Annotated in this window: 19 protein-coding genes; 9 read left to right on the top strand and 10 right to left on the bottom strand. The window is 65.9% G+C overall.

The window, feature by feature from the left end:
• Positions 1 to 171 precede the first annotated feature (171 nt).
• Positions 172 to 1,380, bottom strand: coding sequence for an integrase arm-type DNA-binding domain-containing protein (locus BV908_RS09695; protein WP_103737994.1), 1,209 nt, complete (start codon positions 1,378 to 1,380; stop codon positions 172 to 174).
• 431 nt (positions 1,381 to 1,811) lie between these two features.
• On the opposite strand from BV908_RS09695, the gene BV908_RS09690 reads away from it, so the two are divergent.
• The gene (locus BV908_RS09690) at positions 1,812 to 2,018 is read left to right on the top strand and encodes a hypothetical protein (RefSeq protein WP_103737993.1); all 207 of its coding nucleotides are present in this window, start codon (positions 1,812 to 1,814) and stop codon (positions 2,016 to 2,018) included.
• A 101-nt stretch (positions 2,019 to 2,119) separates the two neighbouring features.
• Here BV908_RS09690 and BV908_RS09685 read toward each other — a convergent pair whose 3' ends face one another.
• The 3 genes from BV908_RS09685 to BV908_RS09675 form a co-directional block, all read right to left on the bottom strand.
• Positions 2,120 to 2,878 carry a 3-hydroxyacyl-CoA dehydrogenase gene (locus BV908_RS09685; protein WP_088886481.1) on the bottom strand — a complete coding sequence of 253 codons (759 nt, stop codon included), beginning with the start codon at positions 2,876 to 2,878 and terminating at the stop codon, positions 2,120 to 2,122.
• 113 nt (positions 2,879 to 2,991) lie between these two features.
• Positions 2,992 to 4,041: a Fe(3+) ABC transporter substrate-binding protein gene (locus tag BV908_RS09680; RefSeq protein ID WP_047351435.1), complete on the bottom strand. Its 1,050-nt coding sequence runs from the start codon at positions 4,039 to 4,041 to the stop codon at positions 2,992 to 2,994.
• Positions 4,042 to 4,224: 183 nt separating this feature from the next.
• Positions 4,225 to 6,066, bottom strand: a complete 1,842-nt coding sequence (locus BV908_RS09675) for a glutamine--tRNA ligase/YqeY domain fusion protein (RefSeq protein WP_103737992.1) — start codon at positions 6,064 to 6,066, stop codon at positions 4,225 to 4,227.
• 212 nt (positions 6,067 to 6,278) lie between these two features.
• Between BV908_RS09675 and BV908_RS09670 the strand changes: the two genes are divergently transcribed.
• From BV908_RS09670 to BV908_RS09640, 7 genes are all read left to right on the top strand, one after another.
• Entirely contained in the window at positions 6,279 to 6,632 is a 354-nt protein-coding gene (locus BV908_RS09670) for a hypothetical protein (RefSeq protein ID WP_011804882.1), read from the top strand.
• A gap of 83 nt (positions 6,633 to 6,715) precedes the next feature.
• On the top strand, positions 6,716 to 7,162 hold the full coding sequence (gene aroQ / locus BV908_RS09665) for a type II 3-dehydroquinate dehydratase (protein ID WP_011804883.1): 447 nt from the start codon (positions 6,716 to 6,718) through the stop codon (positions 7,160 to 7,162).
• Positions 7,156 to 8,046 carry an alpha/beta hydrolase gene (locus BV908_RS09660; RefSeq protein ID WP_103737991.1) on the top strand — a complete coding sequence of 297 codons (891 nt, stop codon included), beginning with the start codon at positions 7,156 to 7,158 and terminating at the stop codon, positions 8,044 to 8,046. Before aroQ ends, BV908_RS09660 begins: the two co-directional genes overlap by 7 nt.
• Positions 8,047 to 8,055: 9 nt before the next feature.
• The gene (arfB, locus tag BV908_RS09655) at positions 8,056 to 8,481 is read left to right on the top strand and encodes an alternative ribosome rescue aminoacyl-tRNA hydrolase ArfB (RefSeq protein WP_103737990.1); all 426 of its coding nucleotides are present in this window, start codon (positions 8,056 to 8,058) and stop codon (positions 8,479 to 8,481) included.
• 113 nt (positions 8,482 to 8,594) lie between these two features.
• Positions 8,595 to 9,431, top strand: a complete 837-nt coding sequence (locus tag BV908_RS09650; RefSeq protein WP_103737989.1) for a class III extradiol ring-cleavage dioxygenase — start codon at positions 8,595 to 8,597, stop codon at positions 9,429 to 9,431.
• Positions 9,432 to 9,456: 25 nt separating this feature from the next.
• The gene (locus tag BV908_RS09645) at positions 9,457 to 10,122 is read left to right on the top strand and encodes a dienelactone hydrolase family protein (RefSeq protein WP_047351430.1); all 666 of its coding nucleotides are present in this window, start codon (positions 9,457 to 9,459) and stop codon (positions 10,120 to 10,122) included.
• 153 nt (positions 10,123 to 10,275) lie between these two features.
• Positions 10,276 to 11,205, top strand: coding sequence for a DUF3014 domain-containing protein (locus BV908_RS09640; RefSeq protein ID WP_103737988.1), 930 nt, complete (start codon positions 10,276 to 10,278; stop codon positions 11,203 to 11,205).
• A 3-nt stretch (positions 11,206 to 11,208) separates the two neighbouring features.
• Here BV908_RS09640 and BV908_RS09635 read toward each other — a convergent pair whose 3' ends face one another.
• On the bottom strand, positions 11,209 to 11,676 hold the full coding sequence (locus BV908_RS09635) for an Lrp/AsnC family transcriptional regulator (protein ID WP_011804889.1): 468 nt from the start codon (positions 11,674 to 11,676) through the stop codon (positions 11,209 to 11,211).
• Between the two features lie 101 nt (positions 11,677 to 11,777).
• Between BV908_RS09635 and mdeB the strand changes: the two genes are divergently transcribed.
• Positions 11,778 to 14,450 (top strand): alpha-ketoglutarate dehydrogenase, encoded by a 2,673-nt coding sequence (gene mdeB, locus BV908_RS09630; RefSeq protein WP_103737987.1) that lies wholly within the window; start codon positions 11,778 to 11,780, stop codon positions 14,448 to 14,450.
• Between the two features lie 30 nt (positions 14,451 to 14,480).
• Here the strand turns inward: mdeB and BV908_RS09625 are convergent, their stop codons facing one another.
• The 5 genes from BV908_RS09625 to BV908_RS09605 all read right to left on the bottom strand — a co-directional run bounded on the left by BV908_RS09625 (position 14,481) and on the right by BV908_RS09605 (position 17,922).
• Positions 14,481 to 15,338: a M90 family metallopeptidase gene (locus tag BV908_RS09625; protein ID WP_015913575.1), complete on the bottom strand. Its 858-nt coding sequence runs from the start codon at positions 15,336 to 15,338 to the stop codon at positions 14,481 to 14,483.
• A 4-nt stretch (positions 15,339 to 15,342) separates the two neighbouring features.
• A complete protein-coding gene (locus BV908_RS09620) occupies positions 15,343 to 16,125 on the bottom strand; it encodes a UDP-2,3-diacylglucosamine diphosphatase (RefSeq protein ID WP_011804892.1) in 783 nt (260 codons plus the stop codon).
• A gap of 8 nt (positions 16,126 to 16,133) precedes the next feature.
• Complete coding sequence (locus tag BV908_RS09615) at positions 16,134 to 16,661, bottom strand: peptidylprolyl isomerase (protein WP_047351425.1); 528 nt, start codon at positions 16,659 to 16,661, stop codon at positions 16,134 to 16,136.
• An 18-nt stretch (positions 16,662 to 16,679) separates the two neighbouring features.
• Positions 16,680 to 17,267, bottom strand: coding sequence for a peptidylprolyl isomerase (locus BV908_RS09610; protein WP_103737986.1), 588 nt, complete (start codon positions 17,265 to 17,267; stop codon positions 16,680 to 16,682).
• Between the two features lie 82 nt (positions 17,268 to 17,349).
• On the bottom strand, positions 17,350 to 17,922 hold the full coding sequence (locus tag BV908_RS09605) for a tetratricopeptide repeat protein (RefSeq protein ID WP_103737985.1): 573 nt from the start codon (positions 17,920 to 17,922) through the stop codon (positions 17,350 to 17,352).
• Positions 17,923 to 18,002 lie beyond the last annotated feature (80 nt).

Below are 18,002 nucleotides of genomic sequence, written 5' to 3'. Positions count from 1 at the left end.
TTACCAAGGAACTTGGCACAAGAGGGGTGGCGGAGGTGACGAGGGAGCTGTGCGTCACACCCGACAGTTCATCCGAACTGTAGAACTGCTGTACCCGCTTTGCAGTTCATGGAGGAAATTCTATAGCACGGTTTTGGTCAAAGGCAATCGACGGTCGATCCCGGCGGATGTCTAACCGGACATGCAGAAGTTGGCCCACAAGGTCATCAGTTCACGGCGCTTTTCAAGGTAGTCACCGCGCTGGTAGGCAGCTTCCGTTTTGTCTTGCAGTGCATGCGCCAGCGCAGCCTCCGCCACTTCACGGGGGAAGTCGGTTTTTTCCGCCACGAAGTCCCGGAAGGTGCTTCTGAAACCGTGCGGAACAATGTCGGTGCGGCCCATGTGTTTCAGTCGCATCAACATGATGGCCTCCGAGGGATGCTTGCCCCAGGTCTGGCCGTTGAAGACGTACTTCGACGGCGTGGGATGTGCATCGTTGACGGCCTTCATGTAGCGCAGGATTTCCATCGCTGGCTCTGACAGCGGGACACGGTGCGGACGTGATGCCTTCATACGCTCTGCCGGAATGCACCACAGACGTTCCTCCATGTCGATTTCCGACCATTCGGCGGCTCGCGTCTCGGTCGTTCTAGTGGCGGTCAGGATCAAGAAGCGCAGCACCCATCCCCCTCGACCTGAGGTGTTTTCCAACAGGCGCATGAAGGCAGGTAGCTCCAAATACGGCAGTGCAGGATGATGTTTCACCTTGCGCACAGCGGCTCGCTTGGGGAAGATTTCGCTGAGGTAGCCTGACCATCGTGCCGGGTTGTCGCCGGTTCGATAGCCATGTACGGTGGCCCACGCCAGAACCTTCTCGATGCGAGATCGAACCCGCTCGGCGGTTTCATTCTTGGTGCGCCAGATCGGTTCGATGACTTTCTTGACGTGTGCCACCTTGATGTTCTGTACCGCCAAGTCTCCGATAGTGGGGTAAGCGTAGGCTTCCAGCGTTGCCGACCACTGTGCGGTGTGCTTCGCGGACTTCCAGCCCGCTTCATGGCTGCGGATGAATTCTGCCGCGCACTCCTTGAAGGTTTTGCTCAGGGCTTGCTCTGCCTTCTTGTGGTCACGCTCGGCCAGCGGGTCAATGCCGTCATCCAGCAGCACGCGAATTTTGCGTGCCCGCTTGGTGGCTTCGTCGAAAGAGATGCGATGCACGGGGCCAAGTCCCATGACGCGGGTCTTGTTGTTCAGGGTGTAGCGATAACACCAGGACTTCACCCCTTTGGGCGTGACTTGCAACAGGAACTCAGCGCCGTTGATGCGGTATAGCTTGCGGGACGTGCCACAGGCGGCCTGGTCGATTTGGTCTTGGATGGTTTTAGGGTTTTTGGCTTTCATGGGGGTCGATTGAACTCACAATTCGACTCACAGAAAACCGTGCCACAATCGCGGAAGATCCTGGCGGAAAGCGGCCGACTCAACGCGCTAACCCGTTGTCGGCATTGGGCTTTTGGCGGATGCTGGCGGCTACCGGATCAAGGCGTCTCTCGCGTCCACTCCGCCAATATCAAAAAAGCCGCTGCAAATTATTTGCAGCGGCTTTTTTTCTGTGTTTTCAGAATTTATTGCGACAGCCAAGCGGCTATGCGGATATAGGGCGTCGCTCCGCTACGTGGCTGAATGTTTATGGCTCCCTTCTCGGCATGCCCCATTGGGCTACTGAGAATCTGTCCATTCGCATCAATAAAAGCGCTAAATCCTACGTTGTTACGTACTAGCGGTTTTTGTGCTTCGGCCGCGCGCACGCCGCTTTGCCAGGACACACGCTCGTGATCGTGCAACCCGATGATGATGGGCGCCGCGCTATCCTGAACCATGAACTGGACAAGGAGCGCGACGCCTTGCGGCGCCTGCAGGCGCAGGAGGGGGCGGGCGGTGCGGATGCGCAGTTGGCGGTGAACCGCCACCAGAGCAACATCCGCGCCTTGGAGGCTGAACTGCAGCGCTTGCCTGCGTCTGTGCGCCGCCAGCCCTAACCGCAGTTACTCATCGACTGCGTCCGCGTTGGTTTCGTTAGGAAAATATACGAAATCGGGCTGGAGCCCAATGCAGACAAGCGCAAGGCGCTATCAAAAAATCACTTCGGTGCAAGACGGATAGCGCCATCCAGACGAATCACTTCGCCATTGAGCATGTCGTTCTCGAAGATGTGGCGCACCAGCTTGGCGTAATCCTGCGGGGTGCCGAGGCGGCTGGGGAAGGGTACGCCGGCGGCCAGCGCGTCCTGTACCTCCTGGGGCATGCCGAACAGCATGGGGGTGCCGAAGATGCCGGGGGCAATGGTCATATTGCGGATACCGTTGCGTGCCAGGTCGCGGGCGATGGGCAGTGTCATGCCCACGATTCCGCCCTTGGAAGCAGAGTACGCCGCCTGCCCGATCTGCCCGTCATAGGCCGCCACGCTGGCGGTGGAGATCATCACCCCGCGCTCGCCGGTGGCTTCGGGTTCGTTCTTGCACATGGCCTCTGCGGCCAGGCGGATCATGTTGAAGCTGCCGATCAGGTTCACCGTGATGGTCTTGCTGAACGAAGCCAGCGCGTGCGCGCCGTTCTTGCCAACGGTCTTTTCCGCAGGGGCGATGCCGGCGCAGTTCACCAGGCCCATGAGCTTGCCCATCGATACCGCTGCGGCCACCACGGCTTGGCCATCGGCCTCGCTGCTCACGTCGCAGCGCACGAAGCGCCCGCCGATCTCGCGCGCGACGGCTTCACCCTTGTCGGCCTGCATGTCGGCAATCACCACCAGGCCGCCCGCTGAGGCCAGCATGCGTGCCGTGCCTTCACCCAGGCCTGACGCGCCGCCGGTGACGATGAACACCTTGCCCTTGATTTCCATGGTCTGTCTCCAAAGTTACGTTAACGTAAACGTTAATTATCACCGAGCGATCCGGCACTCCCTAGAAAAGCAACAGCCCGGCAGGGCCGAGCTGTGCGCAAGGGACAGAGGGCTTACCGGAAACCGACGCGGTCCAGCATCTGCTGCACCTTGACGGTGTTGGCGCCGACCGCGCCAATGGGGATGGTTTCACTCTTGAACGGTTGGCCGCCCGTCATGGCCTTGAGGGCCGGGTTGCCCGGATCCACGTCTTTGGCGGCGGGCCATTCGTTGTTGCCGTTGGCAAAGTAGTTCTGAGCCTCAGGGCTGGCCAGGTATTCCAGGAACTTGATGGCGTTGGCCTGGTTCTTGGTGTGGCGGGCCACTGCGCCGCCTGCGATGTTCATGTGCGTGCCCCACGATTGCTGGTTGGGGAACACCACCGCCACCTTGTCCACCACGGCCTTGTCTTCGGGCTTGTCCGAGCGCATCAGGCGGGCGAGGTAATAGCTGTTGGTCACGGCGATATCGCATTCGCCGGCTGCGACGGCCTTGATCTGATCGGTGTCGCCCCCTTTAGGCGCGCGGGCGAGGTTGTTCACCACGCCCTTGAGCCATGCTTCGGCTTTCTGTTCACCCACGTGTTCCATCACGGCGCCGAACAGGCTCAGGTTGTAGGGGTGGGAGCCGGAGCGGATGCAGACCTTGCCTTTGTTTTTGGGGTCACCCAACTCTTCGTAGGTGTCCACATCATCCTTGTTGACCTTGGTCTTGTTGTAGACAACTACACGCGCCCGCGTGGACAGGCCAAACCAGGGAATGCCACCGTCGGCGACCGGAGTTGCGCGCAGGTTCGCGGGAATGGCGTCCTCCAGCACCTTCGAGCGCACGGGCAGGAACAGGCCGTCGGCCTCGCCACGGTAGAGGCGGGCGGCATCCACCAGCAAGATCACGTCGGCAGGGGATGCGGCTCCTTCTGCCTTGAGACGGGCCATGATCCCGGCGTCATCAGAATCCACGCGATTGATCTTGATGCCCGTGGCCTTGGTAAAGCCGCTGTACAGCGCTTCATCGGTGGCGTAGTGGCGGGCGGAATACAGGTTGACCACCTGGTCCTGCGCACTTGCAGCGCCTGCAGCGGCCAGAACACATGCAACAACCAAGGATTTCATAGGCATGGACATGAGGCTCAAGTCTTTTTCGGCAATAAGGTGGTGGGATGATAAAGCAAACGAGAATCGTTATTAAGAATCCATCTTTGCGCCGGGAGAATTTCCGTCGTGCACCCTCAGCAATGCGCAGGCGTTCGGTTTGAGACGAAAAAAATGCCCGGGGACGCGGGCATTTGCTTGTCGAGCAGCGGCTGGCTATTTCGCCCAACTGTCCTTCAGTCCGGTGATCTTGTTGAACACCGGGCGGCTAGCGCTGTGGTCCACCCGGTCGGCCACGAAGTAACCGAAGCGCTCGAACTGGAACTTATCGTCGGGCTGGGCGGCGGCCAGTGATGGCTCCACATACGCAGTCACCACCTTCAGGCTGTCGGGATTGAGCAGGGCCAGAAAGTCTTTGCCACCCGCGTCGGGTTGGGCGTCGGTGAACAGGCGGTCGTAGAGGCGCACCTCAGCCTGCACGCCGTCCTGCACCCCCACCCAGGTGATGGCGGCTTTTACCTTCACGCTATCGGCGCCGGGCGTGCCGCTCTTGGTGTCGGGCACCACGGTGGCGAGCACGCGGGTGACGTGGCCGCCCGCATCTTTCTCGCAGCCGGTGCATTCGATGACGTAGCCGCCCTTCAGGCGCACGGTGTTGCCCGGGAGCATTTGCCCGTCCGCCCCGAGCCGGGGAGGATAAAGACGCTTGTAGCCCTTGGGTGGCACTTCGGCGAAGTCTTCGCGCTCGATCCAGACCTCGCGGCCCAGGGTGAAGTGGCGCTCGGGAACAGCCTGGCCTTCGTGCGCGTGGGGCAGGGCGGGTAGGCTGCAGGCCTCGACGTGGCCGTCGCTGCCGAAGACTTCGGCCCAGTTGGTCAGCGTGAGCGGGAGCGGGTCGAGCACGGCCATGGCGCGGTGGGCCTTGGATTCCAGGTCCTCACGCAGGCAGCCCTCCAGCGTGCCGTAGTCGATCCAGCTGTAGTCCTTGGTCACGCCAATGCGCTCGCAGAACATCTGGATGGAGGCCGGCGTATAGCCGCGCCGGCGCAGGCCCACGATGGTGGGCATGCGCGGATCGTCCCAGCCGCTCACGATGCCGCTGTCCACCAGGTGCTTGAGCTTGCGCTTGCTGGTGATGACGTAGGTGAGGTTCAGGCGCGCGAACTCATACTGGCGCGGCTGGGGGCGGGCGATCAGGCCGCCTTCCCCCAGACGGTCCAGCAGCCAGTCGTAGAAGGGGCGCTGGTCCTCGAACTCCAGCGTACAGATGCTGTGGGTGATGCACTCCAGCGCATCCTCGATCGGGTGCGCGAAGGTGTACATGGGGTAGATGCACCACTGGTTGCCGGTGTTGTGGTGCTCGGCGTGCTTGATGCGGTAGATGGCCGGGTCGCGCAGGTTGATGTTGGGGTGCCCCATGTCGATCCTGGCGCGCAGCACGGCGGCGCCGTCGGGGAGCTTGCCGTCACGCATCTCGCGAAAGCGCGCCAGGTTCTCCGCAGGGGTGCGGTTGCGATAGGGGCTGTTCACCCCGGGCTTGCCGAAGTCGCCGCGGTTGGCGCGCATCTCTTCGGGCGTTTGCTCGTCCACGTAGGCGTTGCCGGTCTCGATCAGGTACTCGGCCGCGCGGTACATGAAGCCAAAGTAATTGCTGGCGTAGTACAGGTTCTCGTGGCCGTCGGGGTCTTTCCAGTCGAAGCCCAGCCAGCGCACGGCATCGATGATGCTGTCTACGTACTCCTGATCTTCCTTCTCGGGGTTGGTGTCGTCAAAGCGCAGGTGGCACACGCCGCCGTAGTCGCGCGCCAGGCCGAAATTCAGGCAGATGCTCTTGGCATGGCCCACGTGCAGGTAGCCGTTGGGTTCGGGCGGAAAGCGCGTGCGGATCTTGGCAGGGTCAACCGCTGCGGCGGCGTGGTGGGCTGCGTCGCCTGGGCTGCCCGCCCAGTGGTTTTGGGCATGCACACCGTGCGACAGGTCGGATTCGATGATCTGGCGCAGGAAGTTGCTGGGTTTTGCGGCTTCCGCAGAAGTGTCGTGATGGACGGGGGTGCTCATGCGGGGGATTTTAGGCGGCATAGATGCGTACTACCGGCGCGAGCGCTTGTTGAGCGGCCGCTGCGGTTACGCATGGAAACGGTGCGGGGTACGTTCGGAAACAACCTGAACATCTGTTCATGCCATCCTTTCACGGTGCTGGCGCGTTAGACGTCCAAACGCCTTGTGTTCAAGCGCCCGGGTGCCGCGGCACCCCTATATAGGAGATTTTCATGATCCAACATCGCTCTTGGTTTGCCGCCGCCGCCTCGGCCGGCGTGGCGCTGGCCCTGTTGGTGGGCACAGGCACCGCCCAGGCACGCAGCGACGTGTACTGGTCTGTCGGCGTGGGCGTGCCCGGCGCCGTCGTGGGGGTGGGCAACGCCGCTCCTGTGTATTACTCGCCTCCACCCGTGTATTACGCCCCGCCGCCCGTGGTGTACGCACCGCCCGTATACAGGGCTCCTCGCCCGGTCTATTACGCGCCACCCGTGGTCGTGGCACCGCCCGTGGGGTATTACCGCGGATACGGGCACGGGTACCGCCACGGCCATCGGCACCATCGCGGCCATCGCGATTGGCGCTGACACGGGCACGCCAGCCGGAGTGCTGGCCGCGATAATGCGCATTCGCGGGTCCGTTGCGGCGGGTAGAACCGCGCTAGCACTCCATGACGAAAACCGTTTACGTTCTCAACGGCCCCAATCTCAACCTGCTGGGCACGCGCGAGCCGCAGGTGTATGGCTCCCAGACTCTGGCGGATGTCGAGCAGCTGTGCACGGCCGCATGTGCACGCCACGGGTTGGCGCTGGTATTTCGCCAGAGCAACCATGAAGGCGCTCTGGTGGACTGGATCCACGAGGCCGGCCGGCTGCATGCGGCGGGCCAACTGGCCGGCGTCGTGCTCAATGCTGCCGCCTACACCCACACCAGCGTGGCACTCCTGGATGCCGTGAAGGGCACGGGAGTGCCCGTGGTAGAGCTGCACATCAGCAACGTGCATGCGCGCGAGAGCTTTCGCCACCACTCCTATCTGGCCGGCGCGGCCCGCGCGGTGATGTGCGGGTTTGGGGTGCAGGGCTACGCCCTTGCCATTGACGGGCTGGCCCAATGGTGAAGGAGCCATCGCTCGCCACGCTGCCCTTGCCTCCTGAAGTCACCGCGTTGCAGCAACGCGCACGGCGCGAGTCCACCCCCTGCGGTACCGGCGACATCGTCTGGCATGTCTGGGGGGCATCCCAGGATGGTGCGTTGCCTCTGGTACTGCTGCATGGCGGCAGCGGCAGCTGGACGCATTGGGTGCGCAACATCCACGATCTGGAGGACAGTGGTCGCGAGGTCTGGGTCCCCGATCTGCCGGGATTCGGAGATTCGGCCGCACCACCCGTGGGGGGCGATGCGGACGCCCTGGTGGAGCCGCTGGCCGAAGGCCTGCGCACGCTGTTCGGGCCACGGCCGTGTGACCTGGTGGGATTTTCCTTCGGTGGTTTGACGGCGGGCCTGCTGCTCGCGGCCCACCCCGAACTGGCCCGCCAACTCGTGCTGGTGGGGGCCCCGGCGATGGGGGTGGTTCCCCAACGACAATTCGAGCTCAAGGCCTGGCGCCACCTGCCGCAGGAGGGGCAGATTGCGGCGCACCGCTACAACCTGGCGGCGCTGATGCTCCAGGACACTTCGCTCATCGACGGTTTGGGCGGCCTGGCGTTGAACACGCACGTGGCCAATGTGGTGCGCGACCGCATGCCCCGCCGCCGCCTGGCGCACACCGATGCGTTGGCGCGCGCTCTGCCGCTGGTGCCGTGCCCCGTGCATGCGATCTATGGCCGCAGTGACGCTCTGTACAAGGAGTGGATTGGTGCATTGGAGGGCGCTTACGCGGCGGCGGCTCCGGACTTTCGCGGCATGGCGCTGATCGAGGAAGCCGGCCACTGGGTGCAGTTTGAGCGCCCGCAGCGCTTCCTGCAGGCGCTGGACGACGCCCTGCGCGCCGGGGCCGCCTGACGGACGGGCATGGCCTCCGGCAATCCTTCTTCCGGCGTGCGCGTGGACCCGGCCGAGGTTGCACTTACTGCCATGCGCGCCCAGGGGGCGGGCGGGCAGAACGTGAACAAGGTGTCCAGTGCCGTGCACCTGCGCTTCGACATCGCGGCCTCTTCATTGCCTGAAGATGTGAAACAGCGCCTGCTGGCCCTGCGCGACAGCCGCATCACTCAGCAGGGGGTATTGGTCATCAAGGCCCAGCAATACCGCACCCAGGACGCCAACCGCCTGGATGCGTTGGCGCGCCTGCAGGCGCTGGTGGACAGCGTGGCGCGGCCGCCGCGCGTGCGACGTGCCACGCGGCCCACGCTGGGATCGCAGCAGCGGCGGCTGGAGTCCAAAAGCCGGCGCGGAGGTGTCAAGGCATTGCGCGGGCGGCCCCAGCTGGGGGAGTGACGCTGCTTTCACATCGCATTGGTGCGATGGATGGGACGCTGTGATGGGGTCTATGGCACTTGGCATCAAGCATGTCGCTCCCACATGATTGCAACCTGGACTGAGGTTTTGCCATGAACATCCCCCATACCCCTTCTGTCACCTCTTCGACGACCGCTGCCGCGCTGCCCGTGCTGTTCGTCTCGCACGGCGCGCCGCTGTTTGCACTGGAGCCCGGCAGTACCGGCCCGGCGCTCACCCGCTGGGGCGCCGAACTGAAGGCGCAGTACCCCCGCTTGCGCGGCGTGGTCATCATGTCGCCGCACTGGGTGGCGCGCGGCGCCACCGTCATGACCGGGGCGCAGCCCGAGACCTGGCACGATTTCGGCGGTTTTCCGCGTCCGCTCTATGCGCTCCAGTACCCGGCTACCGGAGCCCCCGCCCTGGCACAGGAGGTGCTGGCCCTGCTGGAGCAGGCTGGCATCGACGCGCGAGGCGACGCGGCACGCCCCTTCGACCATGGCGCCTGGGTGCCGCTGATGCATCTGTTCCCGCAGGCCGACGTGCCCGTGGTGCAGGTCGCGCTGCCCGTGGGTGCCGGTCCGGCAGAGGTGTATGCGATGGGTGCGGCGCTGCGCGGCCTGCGCGAGCAGGGCGTGCTGGTCGTGGGCTCCGGCAGCATGACGCACAACCTGGCCGAGTTCTTCGGCGGCACCGACCAGTCCGCGCCCTATGTGGTGGAATTCAGCCGCTGGATCGAGGCGCAGCTGGAGCAGGGCGACACCGCGGCCCTGTTGGACTACCGAACCCGTGCGCCGCATGCCCGGCGTGCGCATCCCACGGAAGACCACTTCCTGCCCATCTTCTTTGCGCTGGGCGCTGCCGGCGAAGGCGCCGAGGCGCACTATCTGAGCCGCGAAGTCATGCATGGCATGCTGGCCATGGACGCCTTCGCGCTGCAGGCTGCCTGACACTTCCCCCATCACGACGTTGCCCATGCTCGACCTACCCCTTTCCTTCCTTCACCGCCCCGCGACGCCCGGCTCCGAGCCGTGGCTGCTGGTGCTCATGCACGGCGTGGGCAGCAACGAACAGGACCTGTTCGGCCTGGCCCCGCATGTACCCCCGCAATACCACGTACTGAGCCTGCGCGCACCGTACCGCATGGGGCCGACGGCCAATGCCTGGTTCGAATTCACCGTGGCGGCGGATGGCGCGCGCAGCATCAACGAGCCGCAGGAGGCCGCCAGCCGCGCGCTGGTGGCGCAGACCGTGGACGCCGCGGCGCGCCAGCTGGGTATTCCCGCCGCGCGCGTGGTGGCGGGCGGCTTCAGCCAGGGCGGCATCATGGCGCTGACCCTGCTGCTCACGCGGCCTGAACTGCTGCACGGCGCGATGGTCTGGCACAGCCGGCTGCTGCCGCAGGCGCTGCCCCATGCGGCGCAGCCGGCCGCGCTGGCGGGGCGCCAGCTCTGGGTGAGCCATGGCGTGCAGGACAACGTCATTCCGCTGGCCAGTGCCCAGGCCATACGTGACCATGTCCGGACGCTGCCGCTGGCGCTGAGCTACCGCGAGTACCCGGGCATGCACGAAATTCGCCCGGAGGAACTGCGCGATTCCATGGCCTGGCTGCACGGCCTGGCCGCAGGCGCCGCCGGTTGACCCGGTGGTAAGCCTCGTAACCTCTGGTGGTTTAACGTGGTTTTATATGAAACAGGGCTGTAGCATAGGCGGGTCAAGCGCTAATAGCTATCAATATTGAAGCGAAGGTGCCTCTTGCACGGTGCGAGGGGGCCTCGTGGAGAAAGGACCGCCATGCCTGTACGAGACCCCGCCGAATTCCATCCCCGGCAGGAGTCCTCGGTCTCTGTCTGGACCGTCATTGCCCTGGTGGCGATCGCCGCCGCGGGCGCCGCCTGGTGGTTCGGGTGGCGCCACACCCAGGCCCCCGAGCCCGCGCCTGCGGCCCCCGCCGTCGAGGCCGCACCACCCGCCGCCGCGCCGCAGGTACCCGCGTCGGGCCCGCAGAACCCGGTGGAAGTGCTGGAACCCCCGGCCGACGCGCTGCCCGCGCTGGCCGATTCCGACGCCTACGTGGCCCGCGCGCTGGCGGAACTGCTGGGGCCGCAGGCGGCGGCGCTGCTGCAGCCTGAGGGGCTGGTGCGCCGCATGGTGGCGACCATCGACAACCTGGCACGCGCCCAGGCACCCTCGCGCATGTGGCCCGTGCAGCCCACGCCCGGCCGTTTCACGGTGGAAGGCACGCAGGATGCGCCTGCGCAGACCATCGCGTCTGCCAACGCGGCGCGTTACCAAGCCTTCGTCACGCTGGCCGAAGCCGTGCCAGTGGACGCCGCGGTGAAGCTCTATGCCCGCACGTATCCGCTGTTCCAGGCGGCCTATGAAGAACTGGGTTTTCCCGGGCGTTACTTCAACGACCGCCTGGTGGCGGTACTCGACCACCTGCGCGCCGCGCCCGAGCCGGCGGGGCCCTTGCAGGTGCGGCTGGTTCCCGTGGTGGGCGAGGTGCCGTCCACCCGGCCCTGGGTGCGCTACGAATTCGTGGACCCTCAACTGCAGGCACTCTCCAGCGGTCAGAAGATGCTGGTGCGCATGGGCCCTGAGAATGCGCGCCGCCTGAAGGCCGTGCTGGCCGAGCTGCGCCGCCGCGTGGCAACCGGAGACATGGCGGCGGGCAACGTCGCGCGCATACCGGCGCAGGCGACGCCGCCTGCCAGCCGCTGACCGCTACGGCGTGGGCAGAGGCAACGCCGTCTTGTAGCGCACCTGCTTGAGCGTGAAGCTGGTGCGGATCTTCTCGATGCCCGGGATGGGCGTGAGCTGCTCGAGAATGAAACGTTCCAGCGCCGCGATGTCGGGCAGCGCCACGCGGATCAGGTAGTCGCTGTCGCCCGTCATCAGGTAGCACTCCATCACCTGATCATGCTCGGCGATGCGCTGTTCGAAGGCCGAGAGCGCTTCCTTGCTCTGGCTTTTCAGGCTGATGTTGATGAACACATTGAGTCCCAGCCCCAGCGCCGTGGCATTGGCCAGCGCCACATACCGGCTGATGACGCCAGCGGCCTCCAGCGCCTTGACCCGGGCCAGGCAGGGTGAGGGCGACAGGTGCACGCGCCGCGCCAGCTCCACATTGGACAGCGCGCCATCGGCCTGCAATTCGGCCAGGATGCGCAAATCGGTAGCGTCAAGCTTCATATGCTGAAAATCATTCCATGAGCGGCATATTGTGCCGATGAAGGGTGAAACATCGTGTGAATCGGCATCCTATTTCGGTATGCGGGGCCTACAGTGGCGCGATGAACGCCCCCACGCCCCTCGCAACACTGGCTACCCTCGCTGCCGCGGCCAGCCCCGATACCGACCCCCAGGAAACCGCCGAATGGCGTGACGCCCTGCAGGCCCTGGTGGCCACGGGAGGGCCTGAGCGCGCGCGCTTTCTGCTGGACGAGCTGAACCGGCTGGCCGGCCAACTGCGCGTGGACTGGCGCCCCGGCCTGAACACGCCCTACGTGAACACCGTGTCCGTGCAGGAGCAGGGGGTGTTCCCCGGCGACCTGGCGATCGAGGAGCGTCTGGCGTCCATCATGCGCTGGAACGCGCTGGCCATGGTGGTGCGCGCCAACCAGGCGTACGGCGAACTCGGCGGCCACATTGCCAGCTACGCCAGTGCGGCCGACCTGTTCGAGAGCGGCTTCAACCACTTCTTCCGCGCCCGCGAGGGTCTGGGCGAAGGCCAGCACCGGGGCGACCTGGTGTTTTTCCAGCCGCACAGCGCGCCCGGCGTGTACGCGCGCGCCTTCCTCGAAGGGCGTTTGAGCGAGCAGGACCTCATGCACTACCGCCAGGAGATCACCGCCCCGGCGCAGGGCGCGCGTGGCCTCTCCAGCTACCCGCATCCCTGGCTCATGCCCGATTTCTGGCAGTCCCCCACCGGCTCCATGGGCATCGGCCCCATCAGCAGCATCTACCACGCGCGCTTCATGCGCTACCTCACGCACCGCAACCTGCTGGATTGCTCCGCACGCAAGGTGTGGGGCGTGTTCGGCGACGGCGAGATGGACGAGCCCGAGAGCATGAGCGCGCTCACGCTCGCGGCACGCGAGGGTCTGGACAACCTCGTTTGGGTGGTCAACTGCAACCTGCAGCGCCTGGACGGCCCGGTGCGCGGCAACGGCCGCATCATCGACGAGCTGGAGCGCCTGTTTGCCGGCGCGGGCTGGAACGTGGTCAAGCTCGTCTGGGGCAGCGACTGGGACGGCCTGCTCGCCCGCGACCTGACCGGCGCGCTGGTGCGCACGCTCGAAGGCACGGTGGACGGCCAGATGCAGACCTTTGCCGCCAAGGATGGGCGCTACAACCGCGACCACTTCTTCGGCCAGAACCCTGAACTGGCCGCGCTGGCGCAAGGCATGACCGACGAGCAGATCGACCGCTTGAAGCGCGGCGGGCATGACCTGGTGAAGATCCACGCGGCCTATGCTGCCGCCGCGCGCCACCGCGGCCAACCCACGGTGATCCTCGCGCACACCAAGAAGGGCTACGGCATGGGCCAGGCCGGCCAGGGCAAGATGACCACGCACAGCCAGAAGAAGCTCGACGACGCCGACCTCATCGAATTCCGCAACCGCTTCAACCTGCCTTTGAGCGACGCGCAGGCCACCGGACTGGCGTTCTACAAGCCGGGGGACGACAGCCCCGAGATGCAGTACCTGCGCCGCCAACGCCAGGCCCTGGGCGGCTACCTGCCCCGGCGCGAAACGGTGTGCGACGTGCTGCCGGTGCCACCGGTGGCAAGCTACGCGCAGTTCGCATTGCAAGCGGACGGCAAGGAGATGAGCACCACCATGGCCTTCGTGCGCATGCTCGGTACCCTGCTGAAGGACGCGACACTCGGCCCGCGCATCGTGCCCATCGTGGCCGACGAGGCGCGCACTTTCGGCATGGCCAACCTGTTCAAGCAGGTCGGCATCTACAGCAGCGTGGGCCAGCGCTACGCGCCCGAGGACATCGGCTCGGTGCTGAGCTACCGCGAGGCGCTGGATGGGCAGATCCTGGAGGAAGGCATCAGCGAGGCCGGTGCCATCGCCAGCTGGACGGCCGCCGCCACCAGCTACAGCGTACACGGCCTGGCCATGCTGCCGTTCTACATCTACTACTCGATGTTCGGCTTTCAGCGCGTGGGCGACGCCATCTGGGCCGCCGCCGACCAGCGCGCGCGCGGCTTCCTGCTCGGCGCTACCTCGGGTCGTACCACGCTGGGCGGCGAGGGCCTGCAGCACCAGGACGGCTCCAGCCACCTCGCGGCGGCCACCATCCCCAACTGCAAGGCCTACGACCCGGCCTTCGCGGGCGAGTTGGCCGTGATCGTGGACGCCGGCATGCGCGAGATGGTCGCCGAGCAGCGCGACGTTTTCTATTACGTCACGCTCATGAACGAAAACTATGCCCAGCCGGACCTGCCGGCCGAGGCGCATGCAGGGGTGCTGCGTGGATGCTATGTATTCAATAGCTATCAGCGCTTGCTGGACGGGCGCGATGGCTCAAATTCATCTCAAAAAAACGTGACCCTGCTGGGCTCCGGCGCCATCCTCACCGAGGTCATAAAGGCGGCGCAGCTGTTGGCCGAGGAGGGCATCGCGGCCACCGTGGTCAGCGTGACGAGCTGGAGCGAGCTGGCGCGCGACGGCATGGCCTGTGAGGCCGGGCGTGACAGGGGGGATGCAGGCGATGCCAAGCCCTGGCTTACGCAGGTACTGGAGGGAACGAGTGGCCCGATCATTGCCGCCACGGACTATGTGCGGGCCGTGCCCGAATCGGTGCGCGCCTATGTGCCCGAGGGGCGCCGCTACCGCACGCTGGGCACGGATGGCTTTGGCCGCAGCGACACGCGGGCGGCGCTGCGTGCGTACTTTGGGGTCGATGCCGCCAGCATTGCGCAGGCGGCGCGGGCCGTGCTGACGGGCGGTTAAGGGGCGGTTGAGGGGCGGGACGAAGCCGCCTCAGCCGGACAGGGGCCGGCCGAAGAACGCATCCAGCACGGGCAGCAGGGTGGGGAATTCCTGCCCGAAACGTTCACGGTGCACGAAGTACGCCTCGCAGGCCACGGCGAAGAACTCCGCGGGCGCGGTGGCGCCGTACGCATCCAGCCACGGCCATGCGCCGCCGAAACGCTCGGCGATGATGACCTGCTCGCGGAACTGCTCGTACGCGGGCTCCCAGGCGTCGCGCCAGGCCGCGTGCGCGGCGCGCGCGCCCCGCGTGCCCATGAATCCCGGAGGCAAAGGCGGGCAGCCGTCGGCCGGGCCGTTGCGCATGTCGATCTTGTGCACAAACTCGTGGATCACCACGCTGGTGGCGACCGGCTGCCCGTCCGGTCCGCCCTGGCCGGCCCCGTCCACGGCGGGCCAGCTCAGCATGACGGGGCCGCGCTCCATGGCTTCGCCCAACAGCACCTCGTCGTAGTGGTGCACCACGCCGGCGGCATCCACGGCCTGGCGGCGCGCCACGGCCTCGGCCGGATGCACCACGATACCCACGAAGTCGTCGTACCAGGCCAGCGCACGCTCGGGAGCGCCCCAGTGCAGCAGCGGCAGGCAGGCCTGGGCCGCAATCGAGACCGCCATGGCATCGGTCACCACCAGCCCATGGGCGCCGGTGAACTCCTTGCGGTCCAGGAACAGCGCACTCAGGGCGCGCAGCTTGCCTTGGTCATGCAGTGGCAGCGCTTGCAGGAATGGGTAGCGCCGCAGGGTCTGCAACCACAGTTGCGCGGAGATGTCGGGGAGGGGGGCCACGGTGGCGCGTACGCGCAGGGCCAGTTGGCGAAGGAAGTGCAGAGGTGCGCGGTTACGTGCCATGCCGCTACGTGGGGACGAGCGGCAGGCGCTGCAAGCCCTCGGCCGTCAGGCGCAGCACGCCGGCGCGCGGCGGGTGGGCGTCCAGGTCCCAGTCCGTGAGCACGTGGCGCGCCAGGCCGGGGGCCAGTACATGGTCTGCCGGCAGATGGGTGTGGCCGTGGATCAGCGCCTGGGCCCCCGCGGCGCGCAGCCACTCGATGGCGGCCGGGCTGTCCACATCGGCATAGACCGCGGCGCCGGCCTGCTTGCGCGCCTCGCTCTCGCTGCGGGCGCTGCGGCCCTGTGCGCGGCGCTCGTGCAGCGGGCGCGCCAGCAACTGGGCCTGCCATTGCGGGTTGCGTGCCAGGATGCGAAAGCGCTGGTATTCCACATCGTTCAGGCACAGCGCATCGCCATGCGACAGCAGCCAGCGTCGGCCAGCGAACGTGAGCACCGTGGGATCGGCCAGCACGGGTATACCCGTGTGGCGCGTGAAGCCCTTACCCACGAGGAAGTCGCGGTTGCCGTGCATGAAATATAGCGGCCTCGCGTGCGTGGCCTGGGCGAGCAGGGCGCAGCAGGCGCCTTCGAAGCTGCCCGGCTCGTCGATGGCGTCGTCGCCCACCCAGACCTCGAACAGGTCGCCCAGCAGGAACACCGCGTCGGCGGGCGTGCTGTGCAGGTACTGCCGCAAGGTCTGCACCGTGGAGGGCTGGGCTGGCTCCAGGTGCAGGTCGGAGATGAAGTCCACCGTGCGCCACGCGGCTGGCGCGGCCAGCTCGTCCATCGGCGGCACGGATGGTGTCATCGCAGGGCTTACAGCGCCACAGCCTTGTCGATCACCACGGCGTCGAAGGGCACGTCGTCGTGGAAGCCCTTGCGCGTGGTGCGCACCTTCTTGATGGCGTCGACCACGTCCTCGCCCTTGACCACCTTGCCGAACACGGCGTAGCCCCAGCCCTGTGGTGTGGGGGAGGTGTGGTTCAGGAAGGCGTTATCCACCACGTTGATGAAGAACTGTGCCGTGGCGCTGTGCGGGTCGCCGGTGCGGGCCATGGCGATGGTGTACTTGTCGTTCTTCAGGCCGTTGGCGGCCTCGTTCTCGATGGGCGCATCGGTCGGCTTTTGCTTCATATCGGCCGTGAAGCCGCCGCCCTGGGCCATGAAGTTCTTGATCACGCGGTGAAAGATCGTGCCGTCGTAGAAGCCCTTGTTCACGTAGTTTAGGAAGTTGGCGGTGGACTTGGGGGCGTTCACGGCGTCCAGTTCCAGCGTGATGACGCCTTGGGTGGCCGTTTCGGCACCGTTGATGGTGACGTGCAGTTCGACTTGTGGGTTGCTCATGGCGGGTGTCCTTTCAGGTTACTTGACCAGGGTTGCGGATTGGATGACCACGGGGGTCGTGGGCACGTTCTGGTGCATGCCGCGGTTGCCGGTGGCCACGGCCTTGATCTTGTCCACCACCTCGGTACCGCTCACCACCTTGCCGAACACGGCGTAGCCGTGGCCGTCGGGTTGGGGCGCGTTGAGCATGGCGTTGTTCGCCACGTTGATGAAGAACTGGCTGGTCGCCGAATTGGGGTTGGCCGTGCGGGCCATGGCGATCGTGTACTTGTCGTTCTTCAGCCCGGTGGTGGCTTCCAGCGGGATCGGGGCCTTGGTGGGCTTTTGCTGCATGTCGGCCGTGAAGCCGCCACCCTGGATCATGAAGCCATCGATCACGCGGTGAAAGACCGTGCCGTCATAGTGTTTGTCGGCCACGTAGGCCAGGAAGTTCTCCACCGTCTTGGGCGCCTTGGCCGGATCCAGTTGCACCACGATGTCACCCAGGCTGGTGGCGAGCTTGACCTGGGGTGCTGCGGCACCGGCGGTCTGGGCATTTGCTACTGTAACAATAGCTGCTAGCGCACATCCAGCAAGCGTTTGCGTGATATTTCTTCTGGAAATCATGGTTGCTCCTTGATCGAAAGGGTTAGGGGGCCCGCGGCGCCCGGCTATGCGGGGTCGGGGCCGGCGCGCAAGACGGCGCACCTCAGCGGCTGGCCGGGGTGGCGGCCTGGGGTGCGGCGGGCTTCGATTCGGTGGCGAACAGCTCGCGCAGCAGCTTGAGCTTGGGCGCCACCGAGGCGGCCGTGGCACGGTCCAGCTGTTGCGCCCGCAGATACGACTGGCTGGCCAGCTTGGCGTGGATGTCGCCCAGGTTCTCGTGGGCGGTGGCGTAGTCGGGCTTGGTGCGGATCGCCGTCTCCAGCGCTGCGCGGGCTTTTTCCAGCTGGTTCTGGCTGGCGTAGAGCACGGCCAGGTTGTTGTAGGGCTCGGGCAGCTCGGGGTAGTCCTCGGTCAGCTGCACGAAGGCATCGATGGCTTCGGCCAGCTTGCCGGAATCGGCCAGCGCCACGGCGCGCAGGAAGCGCAACTGCGGATCGCGCGGGGTGGCGGCCAGGCGCTGGTCCAGCTTCACGATGGCTTCGGCTGGCTTGCCCAGCTGGAGCAGGCGGGAAATGTCGGCGTACTCGTCCGCCTGGGCCCATGAAGCTGCGAGCAGGGCCACAGTGGCGGCAAGCAGATGCAGGCAGCGGAGGGCGGGTCGGCGTGCAGGAGTCATGGAGGAGGGGCTGGAGAGACGGAGCAGCGCGGTCGGGCCGCGGTGCGGGCTTATACTGCGGCCGATTGTAGCGGAGGGGT

Source organism: Diaphorobacter sp. LR2014-1, assembly GCF_002916785.1.
Taxonomy (GTDB): Bacteria; Pseudomonadota; Gammaproteobacteria; order Burkholderiales; family Burkholderiaceae_C; genus Diaphorobacter; species Diaphorobacter nitroreducens.
Note: the sequence above shows the minus strand (reverse complement) of the source record. Positions and strands in the feature narration are given on the sequence as shown.

Coding starts and splice junctions, on each gene's coding strand:
- BV908_RS09695 (WP_103737994.1), bottom strand. CDS start 1,380: ATGAAAGCCAAAAACCCTAAAACCATCCAAGACCAAATCGACCAGGCC.
- BV908_RS09685 (WP_088886481.1), bottom strand. CDS start 2,878: ATGGAAATCAAGGGCAAGGTGTTCATCGTCACCGGCGGCGCGTCAGGC.
- BV908_RS09680 (WP_047351435.1), bottom strand. CDS start 4,041: ATGTCCATGCCTATGAAATCCTTGGTTGTTGCATGTGTTCTGGCCGCT.
- BV908_RS09675 (WP_103737992.1), bottom strand. CDS start 6,066: ATGAGCACCCCCGTCCATCACGACACTTCTGCGGAAGCCGCAAAACCC.
- BV908_RS09670 (WP_011804882.1), top strand. CDS start 6,279: ATGATCCAACATCGCTCTTGGTTTGCCGCCGCCGCCTCGGCCGGCGTG.
- aroQ (WP_011804883.1), top strand. CDS start 6,716: ATGACGAAAACCGTTTACGTTCTCAACGGCCCCAATCTCAACCTGCTG.
- BV908_RS09660 (WP_103737991.1), top strand. CDS start 7,156: ATGGTGAAGGAGCCATCGCTCGCCACGCTGCCCTTGCCTCCTGAAGTC.
- arfB (WP_103737990.1), top strand. CDS start 8,056: ATGGCCTCCGGCAATCCTTCTTCCGGCGTGCGCGTGGACCCGGCCGAG.
- BV908_RS09650 (WP_103737989.1), top strand. CDS start 8,595: ATGAACATCCCCCATACCCCTTCTGTCACCTCTTCGACGACCGCTGCC.
- BV908_RS09645 (WP_047351430.1), top strand. CDS start 9,457: ATGCTCGACCTACCCCTTTCCTTCCTTCACCGCCCCGCGACGCCCGGC.
- BV908_RS09640 (WP_103737988.1), top strand. CDS start 10,276: ATGCCTGTACGAGACCCCGCCGAATTCCATCCCCGGCAGGAGTCCTCG.
- BV908_RS09635 (WP_011804889.1), bottom strand. CDS start 11,676: ATGAAGCTTGACGCTACCGATTTGCGCATCCTGGCCGAATTGCAGGCC.
- mdeB (WP_103737987.1), top strand. CDS start 11,778: ATGAACGCCCCCACGCCCCTCGCAACACTGGCTACCCTCGCTGCCGCG.
- BV908_RS09625 (WP_015913575.1), bottom strand. CDS start 15,338: ATGGCACGTAACCGCGCACCTCTGCACTTCCTTCGCCAACTGGCCCTG.
- BV908_RS09620 (WP_011804892.1), bottom strand. CDS start 16,125: ATGACACCATCCGTGCCGCCGATGGACGAGCTGGCCGCGCCAGCCGCG.
- BV908_RS09615 (WP_047351425.1), bottom strand. CDS start 16,661: ATGAGCAACCCACAAGTCGAACTGCACGTCACCATCAACGGTGCCGAA.
- BV908_RS09610 (WP_103737986.1), bottom strand. CDS start 17,267: ATGATTTCCAGAAGAAATATCACGCAAACGCTTGCTGGATGTGCGCTA.
- BV908_RS09605 (WP_103737985.1), bottom strand. CDS start 17,922: ATGACTCCTGCACGCCGACCCGCCCTCCGCTGCCTGCATCTGCTTGCC.